This is a genomic window from uncultured Stenotrophomonas sp. (genome assembly GCF_913778665.1).
Taxonomy (GTDB): Bacteria; Pseudomonadota; Gammaproteobacteria; order Xanthomonadales; family Xanthomonadaceae; genus Stenotrophomonas.
On the sequence record NZ_CAJYVQ010000012.1, the window covers coordinates 209491 to 222274 of the forward strand.

The window sequence follows — 12784 nt, forward strand, 5'->3', positions numbered from 1 at the left end:
GAGACACCATGACCCAGCGCAAGGGCATCATCCTCGCCGGTGGATCCGGCACCCGGCTGTATCCGATCACCAAGGGCGTCAGCAAGCAGCTGCTGCCGGTGTACGACAAGCCGATGATCTACTACCCGCTCAGCGTGCTGATGCTGGCGGGCATCCGTGAAGTGCTCATCATCAACACCCCGCACGAGCAGTCCCTGTTCCAGCAGCTGCTGGGCGATGGTTCGCAGTGGGGCATGGACATCCAGTACGCGGTGCAGCCCAGCCCCGATGGCCTGGCCCAGGCTTACCTGATCGGTCGCGATTTCGTCGCCGGCAAGCCGAGCTGCCTGGTGCTGGGCGACAACATCTTCCATGGCCATGGTTTGAGCGACATGCTCCGTCGCGCCGATGAGCGCGATCAGGGAGCGACCGTGTTCGGCTATTGGGTCAATGATCCGGAACGCTATGGCGTGGCCGAGTTCGACAGTAGCGGCAAGGTCATCGACCTGGTCGAAAAGCCGGCGAATCCGCGTTCGAACTATGCAGTGACGGGCCTGTACTTCTACGACGGCAATGCCAGCGATTACGCTGCCGAGCTGACGCCGTCGGCGCGGGGCGAGTTGGAGATCACCGATCTCAACAAGCGCTACCTTGACGAGCACAGCCTGCATCTGGAGGCGCTGGGACGAGGCTATGCGTGGCTGGACACCGGTACACACCAATCGCTTCTGGAAGCGTCGAATTTCATCGAGACCATCCAGACCCGCCAGGGCCTGCAGGTCTGCTGCCCGGAGGAGATCGCCTTCGGCAAGGGCTGGATCAGCGCCGCGCAGCTTGAAGCGCTGGCCGCGCCATTGGCCAAGAACGCCTACGGGCAATACCTGCAGAAGCTGCTGCAGCGGGGCCTCGTGCCGTGAAGGTAGTCGAGACACGGCTGCAAGGCTGCAAGATCATCGAGCCGGCGGTGTTTGGCGACGCGCGCGGGTACTTCTTTGAATCCTGGAATGCGGGCCGATTTGCCGAGCATGGCCTGCCGGCTGCATTCGTGCAGAGCAACATCTCTTCCTCCTCCAAGGGGGTGCTGCGCGGGCTGCACTACCAATGGCCGCGTTCGCAGGGCAAGCTGGTGACCGTACTGGAGGGTGAGGTCTACGACGTGGCCGTGGACATCCGCCGCGGTTCGCCCACGTTCGGCCAGTGGGAAGCGTTGGTGCTGAGCGCGGAGAACCGCAGGCAGTTCTGGATTCCGGAGGGCTTCGCACATGGCTTCGCGGTGCTCTCCGAGACCGCGCTGTTCCATTACCTGTGCACCGATGTCTACGTGAAGGAAGCCGACGCCGCGGTGCGCTGGAACGACGCTGACATCGCCGTGGACTGGCCGGTCAGTGCACCGACCCTGTCTGCCAAGGACGAGAACGCGCCCTTCCTGAAGGACATCGACGAAGACCGCCTGCCGGTCTACATGCCGTGATCATTCTGCTGTTCGGTGGCAATGGCCAGCTCGGGCAGGAACTGCTGCGTGCGCTGGCGCCGCTGGGCACTGTGCTGGCGACCACCCGCAGTGGCGTGCTGCCCGATGGACGTGCCTGCGAGACCGCCGATTTCAGCCAGCCCGACAGCCTGACCGCCCTGCTGGATCGGGTGCAGCCGACGGTCGTGGTCAATGCGGCGGCCTATACCGCTGTGGACCGCGCCGAGCAGGAAGTCGATACGGCCTTCGCGGCCAATGCGCAGGCGCCGGGCGTGATCGCGCGCTGGTGCGCGGCGCATGGTGTGCCCTTCGTGCATTACTCCACCGACTATGTATTCGATGGCAAGGGCACCACACCGTATCGCGAGGATGACCCCACCGCGCCGCTGGGCGTGTATGGCACCAGCAAGCGTGATGGTGAGGTCGCGGTGCGGGCGGCCGGTGGTCGCCACCTGATTTTCCGTACCGCATGGGTGTATGCGGCGCACGGCGCGAACTTCCTGCGCACGATGCTGCGTGTCGGCGCCGAGCGCGATCAGCTGCGCGTGGTTGCCGACCAGGTCGGCACGCCGACCCCAGCGGCATTGATCGCCGATGTGACCGTGCAGGCGCTGCGGCATCCGGGCCAGCTGTGCGGTACCTGGCACCTGACTGCCCGTGGCCAGACCAGCTGGCATGGCTTCGCCGAGGCGATCTTCGCCAGGGCGCTCGCTGCGGGCGTGCTGGCGAAGGCACCGGTGGTCGAGGCGATTCCCAGTTCCGGGTATCCGACCGCGGCCAAGCGCCCGGCGTGGTCGGTGCTGGAGACCTGCAAGCTGCAGCGGGACTTCGGCATCGTCCTGCCCACCTGGCAGGAGGGGCTCGACACGACCCTCGCGGTGCTTGCGCGTACGTGTCCGACGCGCCGCGGGTGAGCGTGCGGCGCGAAGTTGCCGCCCCGCCAGTTCGCATACAATTGCGCCTCAATCACTGAGGAAGTGGCGCGATGGGTCCGTTGCCGGTCAGCCCGCCGCGCCAGAAGGATCGGGAACTGCCTTGAAATTCACTCACGATCAGAAGCGCGTGCTGGTCACCGGCGGCGCCGGCTTCCTGGGCTCACACCTGTGTGATCGCCTCATCGCCGGGGGGCACGATGTCCTCTGCGTGGACAACTTCTACACCGGCAGCAAGGCGAACGTGGACGGGCTGCTGGGCCACCCGCGGTTCGAGCTCATGCGCCATGACGTGACGTTCCCGCTGTACGTGGAGGTGGACCGGATCTTCAACCTGGCCTGCCCGGCCTCACCGATCCACTACCAGCAGGACCCGGTGCAGACCACCAAGACCAGCGTGCATGGTGCGATCAACATGCTTGGCCTGGCCAAGCGCCTGCGCGCGCGCATCCTGCAGGCCAGCACCAGCGAGGTGTATGGCGATCCGGAGATCCATCCGCAGGTGGAAGGCTACTGGGGCCGGGTCAACCCGATCGGCATCCGCAGCTGCTATGACGAGGGCAAGCGCTGCGCCGAAACGCTGTTCTTCGACTACTGGCGCCAGCACCAGCTGGAGATCAAGGTCATGCGCATCTTCAATACGTATGGCCCGCGCATGCATCCCAACGACGGCCGGGTGGTCAGCAACTTCATCGTGCAGGCCCTGAAGGGCGAGCCGATCACCATCTACGGCGACGGCAGCCAGACCCGCAGCTTCTGCTACGTCGATGACCTGATCGAAGGCATGCTGCGCCTGATGGATTCGCCGGCTGATCTCACCGGCCCGATCAACATCGGCAATCCCTCCGAGTACACCATGCTGGAGCTGGCCGAGACCGTGCTGCGCTTGGTCGGCGGTACCTCGAAGATCGAGTACCGCCCACTGCCGTCGGATGATCCGCGCCAGCGCCAGCCGGACATCAGCCTGGCCAAGGCGGATCTGGGCTGGGAGCCGAAGGTCGGCCTGGAGGATGGCCTGAAGGAAACCATCGCCTACTTCCGTCACCGGTTGCAGGCCTGAGGGGGCGACGATGCGCAAGATCGTGGTGATGCCGGTCTACGAAGACCTGGAGGCGTCCTCGAAACTCTTCGTCGAGCTTGCCCGCACGCAGGGGCCGGAGACCTACGTGGTGGCCGTCGACGATGGCTCGGTGCGGCAGCCGCTGCCGATCAGCGCCATTGAAGCGTCCGGCCTTGAGGGCGTGGTGATCCGCTTGCGCCGCAACGTCGGTCATCAGCGGGCGATCGCCATTGGCTTGAGCTACGTCGCCGAGCACTTCACTGGCAGCGAGATAGTAGTGGTCATGGATTCCGATGGCGAGGACATGCCCGAAACCATCACCGAGCTGGTCGCGGGCCTGCAGTCGCCTGACGCCGATGTGGTTGTGGCCAGCCGCCGCAGCCGGGTCGAGTCGCTGAAGTTCAAGGCGTTCTACATCGTCTACAAGCTGCTGTTCTCGCTGCTCAGCGGCCGCCAGATCAGCTTCGGCAATTTCATGGCGGTAAAGCTGCCGGCGGTGCGCCGGTTGGCATCGATGCAGGAACTGTGGATCCACGTTGCAGCCTGCGTGCTGGGGTCCAAGCTGCGCGTACAGACCTGCGCACTGGATCGTGGCCCGCGCTATGCGGGGCGCAGCAAGATGAATTTCGTCGGCCTGGCCCTGCACGGTTTCCGCGCACTGATGGTGTTCGCCGAGGACGTGCTGGTGCGCGTGGGCATTGCCTGCACGGTGGTGGCGGCACTGTCGATCGCCGGCGGCATCATCGCCACGCTGTTGAAGATGCTGGGGTTCGCCTCGCAGGGCTGGTTCTCGCTGGCATTCGGCATACTGGTGCTGGTGTTCCTGCAGACTGCGGCACTGACCCTGATCATCCTGATGCTGTCGGGGATGATGCGTAGTGGCGGCGTGCTGGGCGTCGGCAGCTACCGCGAGTTTGTCGATGATGTCCTGCATGCCGCCCGCCGCGATGGTTAGCAATGCGCTGGGCGGGCAGGCGCTGCGCTATGTGATCAATGGCCTGGTGGCCACTGCCGTGCACTACGGCGTGCTGCGCTTCAATATCGAGGTACTGCACATTCCGCTGGCTGCGGCGGCCAATGCACTGGCGGCGGTGTTCGGCATCACCGTGTCGTTCCTCGGCAGCCGCTACTTCGTATTCCGCAGCAGGGAGGGCAGCCTCGCGCGGCAGGGCTCGTTGTTCCTGCTGATCTATGGCTCCATCGCGCTGCTGCATGCGCTGGTCATGTACCTCTGGGCCGATCGATGGGGCCTGGATTACCGTATCGGATTCGTACTGGCGACTGCGATGCAGATGGCCGTCAGCTTCGTCGCCAACAAGTTCCTGGTGTTCAAGTGAACAAATACCTGCGTGCCGCACTGGCAACCCTCGCATTCATCGTGGTGCTGCTGCTGGTCTACTACGTCCACATGCGGCATTTCCGCGTGAACGTGGTGCTGTATGCCAGCCTCCTGGATGCGGTGATCGCGCTGGTGGTGGTGTTTGCCGGGCTGTACGCGCTGAAATGGTTCCGCGATTTCAGCCGCCTGGAGCTGATCCAGCTCGCCGCAATCTGGTTGCTGGGCGGTTATGTGTTCGCGATTTCGGTGCCGACAGTCATCGATCGTTCGCTGTCGTTCTACATCCTGGAGAAGCTGCAGCAGCGCGGCGGCGGTATCCGCGAAGATGCGTTCCGCCAGGTGTTCACCGAAGAGTACGTGCGCGAGCATCACCTGGTGGAAGTGCGGCTGACCGAGCAGCTGCAGTCCGGCACGGTGCAGATCCATGACGGCTGCGTGCGGTTGACGCCGCGTGGTGAACGACTGGCGTCGTTCGGGCGTTTCTACCGGCAGAACCTGCTGCCCACCCATCGCCTGCTGATGGGCCGCTACACCGATGCGCTGACCGATCCCTTCCGCGACAGTCGGATGCCCAGCGACTACCGCTGCCAGTAGCCCGGATCGTACGGACGCATCCCTTCTTTTCGTTGGCGCTTTGAACGCATCAAGGACGGCATGACTCACCCACACCGCCTGACAGGCCTTTCATTCCGCGACCTGGCGATTGCCGGGATCCTGGCATTGCTGCTGGCCGCCTCACTGGTATCGGTCGCCAAGCGATCGAACTATCAGACGCCGCTGCTGCGCCAGGCGTTCACCGAAGACGCCGGATTCAGTGCGGCCGTACCGCGCGAGGTGGTCGACGCGCGCGAGCTGGTGCGCGCGCAGGCGGTCGATCCCTCACCGCTGTCGCTTGGCCAGGGGCTGAAGGACGACCCCCTGCTCCAGCAGCGCATGTGGGAAGCGTTGTACCCGGTTCGCTTCAGCGACAGCGACACGCCGCTCCGCCTGCTGAAGGCCGGTGACCCGCTGCTGGGGCAGTGCCAGGTCCAGGGGAGGCGTGGAGATGTCGTCCTTGCCAATTGCGGTTGAATCAGGGCGCCGCGCGGCGCTGGTGATGCTGGTCTCGGTGCTGCTGTGCTACGGCCTGGCAGCGATGGGGCTGATGGGCTGGCCGGCGTGGATCGCGTTTGCCGGGGTCCTGCTCGGCGTGCTGCTCGCACTGCCGGCGGTACGTGACCTGCGTACTGCGCCGTTGCTGCTGGTGGTGATCGCGCTGGTGCTGATCGCATTGGGAAGCCCCAGTGATGGTTGGGACCCGCGCTCGATCTGGCTGTTCCATGCCAAGCGCATGTATCTGGAGGGCTCGCTGTACGCCCAGCTGGACGATTACGCGCCGTGGAGCCATAACGATTACCCCGCGCTGGGCCCCCTGATGATGGCGGCCGCCGCGGGCCTGGCCGGGCACTGGAACGAACTGCTGCCCAAGGCCGCCGCACCGCTGTTGCTGCTGCCGGCATTGCTGCTGATCGCCCCGAGCTTCCGCGGACGCTGGAGCGCGGCGTTGTTCGCCTTGCTGCTGCTGCGGCTGGGCCGGGAAATGCTCGGCAACGGCTACATGGATGCGCTGGTCGCGGTGTATGCCGTGGCCGCCGTGGCGACGGCAATGCGTTGGCGTACACGCGGCAACCAACAAAGCACAAGCGAGCTGGTCGCATTCACGCTGCTGCTGGCCGTGCTGTCGATCCTGAAGAACGAAGGCGGCGTGCTGGCGGCCCTGCTGGCGGCGACCGTGCTGATCGAGGGACTGCTTCGTGAGCGCGGCCTGCACTGGCACATCCTCGTCGCTACGGTGCTGGCGCTGCTGCCCCTGCTGGCATGGAAGCTGACCGTTGCCCACGCCGGTGTGGGCAATGACCTGGCAGGAAGTGACATGGCGGCGCAGTTGCTGGCACGTCTCGGTCGCGCTGACGAGGCGATGCTGATCGTCAAGCGGCTGCTGCTCGATACCTGGGTATGGCTGCCGTTGCTCGCGCTGGCCGTGCTGTGGCGCCCGATGCTGCGTGCGCCGGCGGCATCGGCCGCGGTACTGGCTGCGCTGGCCTACGCGGCGCTGCTGTTGCTGGTGTACATGGCAACCCCGCACGACCTGGACTGGCATCTGCGGACCAGCGTCGAGCGCGTGCGCATGCCGGTTTCACTGCTGCTGGTGTTTGCGGTGCTGGTTGCACTGGAGCAGCGCATGGCCGCCGGGAGTGCGCGCAGCGGCTGAGCCCGGGCGTGTCGCAGTGCCATGCTGCGGCGCATCCCAGCCTCGCACGGGTGAGGCGCTAGAATGCGCTCATTCTTCCCGTGTAGGGCTGTAGAAATGGAACACGTGACTTCCACCGGCAAGCGCAGCAAGCGCTTCGCCAGTGCGGCGCAGGCGCTGGAAGGCGTGGTCGCCGATGGCCAGACCCTGGCCGTGGGCGGCTTCGGCCTATGCGGCATTCCCGAGGCGCTGATCGCCGCCCTGCGTGACAGCGGGGCCAAGGGCCTGACCGTGATCTCCAACAACGCCGGTGTCGATGGCTTCGGCCTCGGCCAGCTGCTGGAGACGCGGCAGATCAAGAAGATGATTTCGTCCTACGTGGGCGAGAACAAGGAGTTCGAGCGGCAGTTCCTGGCCGGCGAACTGGAGCTGGAGTTCAATCCGCAGGGCACCCTGGCCGAGCGCCTGCGCGCCGGCGGCGCCGGCATCCCGGCTTTCTTCACCGCCACCGGCTACGGCACGGTGGTGGCCGATGGCAAGGAAACCCGCGAGTTCGACGGCAAGCACTACGTGATGGAAACCGCGCTGCGTGCCGACGTGGCGCTGGTCAAGGCTTGGAAGGCCGACGAAGCCGGCAACCTGGTGTTCCGCAAGACCGCGCGCAACTTCAACCCTGCCTGTGCGATGGCCGGCAAGGTCTGCATCGTGGAAGTGGAGGAGGTGGTGCCGGTCGGCGCCATCGATCCGGACCAGGTGCACCTGCCGGGGATCTACGTGCACCGCATCGTGCACAACGCGCATCCTGAAAAACGCATCGAACAGCGCACCGTCCGTGCGGAGGGCAACTGACATGGCATGGACCCGTGACGAGATGGCGGCACGCGCTGCCCAGGAACTGACTGACGGCGCCTACGTGAACCTGGGGATCGGCCTGCCGACCCTGGTCGCCAACCACATCCCCGAGGGCGTGGACGTGTGGCTGCAGTCGGAAAATGGCTTGCTTGGCATCGGCCCGTTCCCGACCGAAGCCGAAGTCGACGCGGACCTGATCAATGCCGGCAAGCAGACCGTGACCGCACGCGCCGGTGCCAGCTATTTCGGCAGCCATGACAGCTTCGCGATGATCCGCGGTGGTCACGTCAACCTGGCCATCCTCGGCGCCATGCAGGTGACCGACAAGGGCGACCTGGCCAACTGGATGGTTCCCGGCAAGATGGTCAAGGGCATGGGCGGCGCGATGGATCTGGTGGCCGGCGTGCAGCGCGTGGTGGTGCTGATGGAGCACACCGCCAAGAACGGTGAGCACAAGATCCTGCCCGCCTGCACGCTGCCGTTGACCGGCGTCGGTGTGGTTGACCGCATCATCACCGACCTGGCCGTGTTCGACGTCACCGAGGCGGGCCTGCAGCTGGTGGAAGCCGCGCCGGGTGTCAGCGATGGCGAGCTGAAGGAAAAGACCGGCGTCGCGTTCGCGCGCCGCTGACGTTCCGGGGCGGCCTTCGGTCGCCCCCTTTGCCTGGGGCGCCCATGCTGTTCCCCTACAACCTGCCCGATGCCGACGTCCGCCACCTCCCGGCCTGGCTGCCTCCCGCCGAAGCCGATGCCTTGCAGCGCGATCTGCAGGCCGGCGTGCCGTGGGAGGTGCACCGCATCCGCATGTTCGGCCACTGGGTGGATTCGCCACGGTTGAGCTTCTGGATCGGCGATCCACAGGCGCGCTATCGCTACTCGGGGGCGGAATTCGTGCCGCACCCGTGGCCGCGGTCACTGCAGGGCGTGCGCGAGCGCCTGCAAGACGCTGGCATCGGCCGCTTCAACAGCGTGCTGCTGAACCGCTATCGCGGCGGCGGCGATTACATGGGCTGGCACAGCGACGACGAGCCCGAACTGGGCACGGCGCCGGTGATCGCCTCGCTGAGCCTGGGCGCGGCGCGGCGTTTCCTGCTGCGCCGGCGCGATGATCCGGCCCGCAAGGCGGAGTACCTGCTCGGCCATGGCGATCTGTTGGTGATGGCCGGGCAGACCCAGCGTCATTACCAGCACGCGCTGCCGAAGATGGCGCGGGTACAGGGCGAGCGGATCAACCTGACGTTCCGCTGGATCACGCCGCGTTGATGCGGACAGGGGGAGAGCCCTTTCCCGACGGGAAAGGGATCCGACCCCAGCGACGGATCAGCGCTTGATTGCAGTGGTGTCGTTCTGCCCGCTGACCAGGGTCCAGCCGACCACGTCCTGTGCCAGCTGTTGCAGGCCACGCTCGAACGCGGCGGTCACTGCCGGCACGTCGGTGCTGCCGACCGGCTGTGCCTGACGGAACGTGCGGTCGGCCACCACGCGCTGGTCGGCGACGTGGATCAGCTTGGCGTTGAGCTCGATCACCACCGTCGGCGTGGCCTGGCCCTGGTAGTCCGATTCGAAGCGGCGCACGTCGGTCGACAGCTTGTAGTCGGCACGGATGCCGGCGGTGCTGCGGGCCGCGCCGCGGATGCGGCCTGAATCCTCGAAGCCGCGGATCAGCGTGTCCTCGATCATGTCGGTGGCCGGCTGTGCCCAGCTGGCGCCCTTGTAGATCTCCAGCTGCGAAGGGGTCGGCCGCACGTTGATGCGCGGGCTGTCGACCATGCGTGCAGCGCTGGGCTTGGCCAGCACCAGCTGCCAGTCGACCTGCGGCCACGCCGGATCAGCCTTCACCTGCACGGCGGGTGAGTACAGCGTCACTGCGGTTTTCTCGCTGCTGCCAAGGATGGAGCAGCCGCCCAGCAGGGTGGCCAGCAAAGTGGCCAGCAGCAGGCGTGGAAGGGGCATCGGGCTCATTTGGGTTCGAACTCCTTCGGTGCATCGCGGCCCAGCAGGTAGCGCGCGGGGTTGTTCTCGAGGCGGTCGCTGACCCGGCGCAGGTCGCGGACCAGCCCGCGCAGTTCGGTCAGCGTCGGGCCGAGCTGGCCAAGGCCATCGTTGGCGAAGCTGTTGATCGCCGCGCGGTTCTCACCAAGGATCGAATCGGCATTGCCGGCTGCCGAATCGAGCTTGGCCAGGGTGGCGTCGAGCTTGTCGATGATGCCAGGCAGCTGCTGCACCAGGTTCTTGTCCAGGCGCTCGATGGTGCCATTGGTGGTCTTCAGCGTGGTGTCCAGGCTGCGCGCGGCATCGCGTGCGCTGAGCAGCAGCGCCTGGGTGCCCTGGTCACGGTCGGCCAGGCCGCCGCTGATCGTCTCCAGGTTGGCCAGCGTGGCGTTGATCGAGGCGACGTTGCGGTCGCTGAGGATCTGGTCCATGCGCTCGACGATGCGGTTGGCGACGTCGGTGATGTTCTGCAGCGCCGAAGGCGTGGTCGGGATGATCGGTGCCGGGTCCTTGTTGACCGTGGTCAGCGCCGGCGACTGCGGCGTGCCGCCGCTGAGCTGGATGATCGACGGGCCGGTCAGGCTGGTGATCGCCAGCTTGGCGCGGGTATCGGTCTTGACCGGCGTGGTCGAGTTCAGGCGGATGCGCGCGACCACTTGGCGGGGGTCGTCCGGCACCAGGTTCAGTTCGGTGATCGAACCGACCGCGATGCCGTTGTACTGCACCGGGCTGCCCACCGACAGGCCGGTCACCGCCTCGCGGAACACCACGCGGTATTCCTGCCAGGTGCGGTCGGAGGAGTACTTGGCCGCCCACAGGCCGAAGGCCAGCAGGGCCAGGCCGGTGATCAGGGTGAACGCGCCGATCAGCACGTAGTTGGCTTTGGTTTCCATGGCTCAGGCACTCTCGATCTGTTCGCCACGCGCGGCGCGCGCACGGGGTCCGTGGAAGTATTCCTGGATCCACGGATGATCCAGTTTCTCGATGTCCGGCAGCGGCGCGTTGGCCACCACCTTGCGGTCGGCGATCACCGCCACCCGGTCGCAGATCGCATACAGCGTGTCCAGGTCGTGGGTGATCAGGAACACGGTCAGCCCCAGCGCTTCCTGCAGGGTCTTGATCAGGCGGTCGAACGCGGCCGCACCGATCGGGTCGAGGCCGGCGGTGGGCTCGTCCAGGAACAGCAGCGGCGGGTCCAGCGCCAGTGCGCGGGCCAGGCCGGCACGCTTGCGCATGCCGCCGGACAGCTGCGACGGCAGCTTGTTGATCGCATCGGCGGGCAGGCCGGCCAGCTTCACCTTCAGCAGTGCCAACTCGTAGTGCCAGCGCTCGGGCAGTTCGCGGTGATGTTCCTGCAACGGCACCTGCACGTTCTCGCCCACGGTCAGCGAGGAGAACAGGGCGCCGTCCTGGAACAGCACGCCGGTGTTGCGCTCGATGTGCAGGCGGCTCTCGGCATCGTCGGCACGCGCATCGCGGCCCAGCACTTCGATCTGGCCCGCATCGGGCGTGCGCAGGCCGAGGATCGAGCGCATCAGCACCGACTTGCCAGTACCGGAACCACCGACCACGCCGAGGATCTCGCCGCGGCGCACGTCCAGGTCCAGGTCTTCATGCACGGTCTGGCTGCCGAAGCGGTTGACCAGGCCGCGCACGCGGATGGCCAGGTCGTGGCCCTGGTCGTCCTGCATGGGGATCTCTTCGGGGGTTGGATGCGTGCTCATGTCACCAGTCCATGTGCATGAACCACAACGCCGCGAAGGCGTCGATGATGATCACCAGCGAGATCGTCTGCACCACGCTGGAGGTGGTGCGCTCACCGACCGACTGTGCGGTGCCGGTCACCTTCAGGCCTTCCAGGCAGCCGATCAGGCCGATCACCACGGCGAAGATCGGTGCCTTGGACAGGCCGACCAGCAGGTGCCGCACTTCCATCGTTTCGTGCATGCGCGCGATGTACATCTGCGGCGGAATATCCAGATCGAAGGCACCGACGGTGATGCCGCCGGCGAGGCCGGCGATCATCGCGATGAAGGTCAGCAGCGGCAGCGTGACCAGCAATGCGAACAGGCGTGGCAGCACCAGCAGGTCGATCGGGTCCAGGCCCAGCGTGCGCATCGCATCGATTTCCTCACGCGCCTTCATCGCGCCGATCTGCGCGGTGAAGGCACTGGCGGTGCGGCCGGCCAGCACGATCGCGGTCAGCAGCACGGCGAACTCGCGCAGGAAGGCGATGTTGACCAGTTCGACCACGTAGATCTCCGCGCCGAAGTCGCGCAGGATGGTCGAGCCGAGGAAGGCGATCACCGCACCGACCAGGTAGGACAGCAGCGCGACCAGCGGCACCGCATCCAGCCCGACCTGTTCCATCTGGTGCACGGTGGCGGTCAGGCGGAAGCGGCGCGGCTGCTTGACCAGGCGCGCGGACTTGACCATTGCCTCGCCCAGGAAGCTGGCCAGCGCCACGATGTTGTGGCCGGTGCCGTGCATGCTGATGCCCAGCCGTTCCAGCGCGGCCAGCACGCCGAAGTCACGCTTGGGTTTGGGCCGGTCATCGGCCACTTCCTCGATGGTGCACACCAGCGCCTGGTGGTCGGCACGGAACTGCAGCGCATCTTCGCCAAGATCGGCGCGGTGGGCGACGCGCAACACCTGCAGCACGCCGGCCGAATCCATCTGCTCGATGCCGGTGGCATCGATGCCGGTCAGTGTGTCGGGAACGCCGCGCAGGACTTCGGCCGCGGCCAGCGCGGTCTTCAGGGTCCAGGTGCCGGACAGGCGGATCAAGCCCGGGTCATGGGCATCCTGTTCGAGCTGGGGGGCGTGGTTCGGGGTCACTTGGGCCATTCGGTTCGCAGCATAACCGTTCTATCCTGGGCATCGCGTCGAACTCGGATGAATTTATCCAGTGCGGCCCGGCGTAGGTAAT

The 12784-nt window shown here is 66.2% G+C and carries 16 protein-coding genes; 12 read left to right on the forward strand and 4 right to left on the reverse strand.

The window, feature by feature from the left end; all coding sequences use genetic code 11:
- Positions 1-8: 8 nt before the first annotated feature.
- The 12 genes from rfbA to QZ853_RS18685 all read left to right on the forward strand — a co-directional run bounded on the left by rfbA (position 9) and on the right by QZ853_RS18685 (position 9126).
- The gene (rfbA, locus tag QZ853_RS18630) at positions 9-896 is read left to right on the forward strand and encodes a glucose-1-phosphate thymidylyltransferase RfbA (RefSeq protein WP_295577368.1); all 888 of its coding nucleotides are present in this window, start codon (positions 9-11) and stop codon (positions 894-896) included.
- Positions 893-1450 carry a dTDP-4-dehydrorhamnose 3,5-epimerase gene (gene rfbC, locus QZ853_RS18635; RefSeq protein WP_295577371.1) on the forward strand — a complete coding sequence of 186 codons (558 nt, stop codon included), beginning with the start codon at positions 893-895 and terminating at the stop codon, positions 1448-1450. Before rfbA ends, rfbC begins: the two co-directional genes overlap by 4 nt.
- Positions 1447-2364 (forward strand): dTDP-4-dehydrorhamnose reductase, encoded by a 918-nt coding sequence (gene rfbD / locus QZ853_RS18640; protein WP_295577374.1) that lies wholly within the window; start codon positions 1447-1449, stop codon positions 2362-2364. The genes rfbC and rfbD overlap by 4 nt, the downstream gene beginning before the upstream one ends.
- Before the next feature lie 121 nt (positions 2365-2485).
- Positions 2486-3442 (forward strand): UDP-glucuronic acid decarboxylase family protein, encoded by a 957-nt coding sequence (locus tag QZ853_RS18645; protein ID WP_164137437.1) that lies wholly within the window; start codon positions 2486-2488, stop codon positions 3440-3442.
- A gap of 10 nt (positions 3443-3452) precedes the next feature.
- Complete coding sequence (locus tag QZ853_RS18650; RefSeq protein WP_295577378.1) at positions 3453-4397, forward strand: glycosyltransferase; 945 nt, start codon at positions 3453-3455, stop codon at positions 4395-4397.
- Positions 4375-4779 carry a GtrA family protein gene (locus tag QZ853_RS18655; protein WP_295577381.1) on the forward strand — a complete coding sequence of 135 codons (405 nt, stop codon included), beginning with the start codon at positions 4375-4377 and terminating at the stop codon, positions 4777-4779. The genes QZ853_RS18650 and QZ853_RS18655 overlap by 23 nt, the downstream gene beginning before the upstream one ends.
- The gene (locus QZ853_RS18660; protein ID WP_295577384.1) at positions 4776-5375 is read left to right on the forward strand and encodes a hypothetical protein; all 600 of its coding nucleotides are present in this window, start codon (positions 4776-4778) and stop codon (positions 5373-5375) included. The genes QZ853_RS18655 and QZ853_RS18660 overlap by 4 nt, the downstream gene beginning before the upstream one ends.
- 60 nt (positions 5376-5435) lie before the next feature.
- Positions 5436-5852: a hypothetical protein gene (locus tag QZ853_RS18665; protein ID WP_295577397.1), complete on the forward strand. Its 417-nt coding sequence runs from the start codon at positions 5436-5438 to the stop codon at positions 5850-5852.
- A complete protein-coding gene (locus QZ853_RS18670; protein ID WP_295577409.1) occupies positions 5827-7032 on the forward strand; it encodes a hypothetical protein in 1206 nt (401 codons plus the stop codon). The genes QZ853_RS18665 and QZ853_RS18670 overlap by 26 nt, the downstream gene beginning before the upstream one ends.
- A gap of 96 nt (positions 7033-7128) precedes the next feature.
- Complete coding sequence (locus tag QZ853_RS18675; RefSeq protein WP_295577420.1) at positions 7129-7860, forward strand: CoA transferase subunit A; 732 nt, start codon at positions 7129-7131, stop codon at positions 7858-7860.
- Position 7861: 1 nt separating this feature from the next.
- Positions 7862-8494: a CoA transferase subunit B gene (locus QZ853_RS18680; RefSeq protein WP_295577431.1), complete on the forward strand. Its 633-nt coding sequence runs from the start codon at positions 7862-7864 to the stop codon at positions 8492-8494.
- 44 nt (positions 8495-8538) lie between these two features.
- Entirely contained in the window at positions 8539-9126 is a 588-nt protein-coding gene (locus QZ853_RS18685) for an alpha-ketoglutarate-dependent dioxygenase AlkB (protein ID WP_295577439.1), read from the forward strand.
- A gap of 57 nt (positions 9127-9183) precedes the next feature.
- Here QZ853_RS18685 and QZ853_RS18690 read toward each other — a convergent pair whose 3' ends face one another.
- Genes QZ853_RS18690 through QZ853_RS18705 form a run of 4 tightly spaced genes read right to left on the reverse strand, consistent with a single transcriptional unit; the run spans position 9184 to position 12702 of the window.
- Positions 9184-9825: an ABC-type transport auxiliary lipoprotein family protein gene (locus QZ853_RS18690; protein WP_295577442.1), complete on the reverse strand. Its 642-nt coding sequence runs from the start codon at positions 9823-9825 to the stop codon at positions 9184-9186.
- Positions 9822-10748, reverse strand: coding sequence for an MlaD family protein (locus QZ853_RS18695; RefSeq protein WP_295577446.1), 927 nt, complete (start codon positions 10746-10748; stop codon positions 9822-9824). Before QZ853_RS18695 ends, QZ853_RS18690 begins: the two co-directional genes overlap by 4 nt.
- 3 nt (positions 10749-10751) lie before the next feature.
- Positions 10752-11579: an ABC transporter ATP-binding protein gene (locus tag QZ853_RS18700; protein WP_295577449.1), complete on the reverse strand. Its 828-nt coding sequence runs from the start codon at positions 11577-11579 to the stop codon at positions 10752-10754.
- 1 nt (position 11580) lies between these two features.
- Complete coding sequence (locus QZ853_RS18705) at positions 11581-12702, reverse strand: ABC transporter permease (RefSeq protein ID WP_295577452.1); 1122 nt, start codon at positions 12700-12702, stop codon at positions 11581-11583.
- Positions 12703-12784 lie beyond the last annotated feature (82 nt).

Excerpts from the sequence above, each read along its gene's own strand:
- QZ853_RS18650 (WP_295577378.1), top strand. The coding sequence starts at position 3,453 with ATGCGCAAGATCGTGGTGATGCCGGTCTACGAAGACCTGGAGGCGTCC.
- QZ853_RS18665 (WP_295577397.1), top strand. The coding sequence starts at position 5,436 with ATGACTCACCCACACCGCCTGACAGGCCTTTCATTCCGCGACCTGGCG.
- QZ853_RS18680 (WP_295577431.1), top strand. The coding sequence starts at position 7,862 with ATGGCATGGACCCGTGACGAGATGGCGGCACGCGCTGCCCAGGAACTG.
- QZ853_RS18700 (WP_295577449.1), bottom strand. The coding sequence starts at position 11,579 with ATGAGCACGCATCCAACCCCCGAAGAGATCCCCATGCAGGACGACCAG.
- QZ853_RS18695 (WP_295577446.1), bottom strand. The coding sequence starts at position 10,748 with ATGGAAACCAAAGCCAACTACGTGCTGATCGGCGCGTTCACCCTGATC.
- QZ853_RS18675 (WP_295577420.1), top strand. The coding sequence starts at position 7,129 with ATGGAACACGTGACTTCCACCGGCAAGCGCAGCAAGCGCTTCGCCAGT.
- QZ853_RS18690 (WP_295577442.1), bottom strand. The coding sequence starts at position 9,825 with ATGAGCCCGATGCCCCTTCCACGCCTGCTGCTGGCCACTTTGCTGGCC.
- rfbA (WP_295577368.1), top strand. The coding sequence starts at position 9 with ATGACCCAGCGCAAGGGCATCATCCTCGCCGGTGGATCCGGCACCCGG.
- QZ853_RS18705 (WP_295577452.1), bottom strand. The coding sequence starts at position 12,702 with ATGGCCCAAGTGACCCCGAACCACGCCCCCCAGCTCGAACAGGATGCC.
- QZ853_RS18670 (WP_295577409.1), top strand. The coding sequence starts at position 5,827 with ATGTCGTCCTTGCCAATTGCGGTTGAATCAGGGCGCCGCGCGGCGCTG.
- QZ853_RS18655 (WP_295577381.1), top strand. The coding sequence starts at position 4,375 with ATGCCGCCCGCCGCGATGGTTAGCAATGCGCTGGGCGGGCAGGCGCTG.
- QZ853_RS18685 (WP_295577439.1), top strand. The coding sequence starts at position 8,539 with ATGCTGTTCCCCTACAACCTGCCCGATGCCGACGTCCGCCACCTCCCG.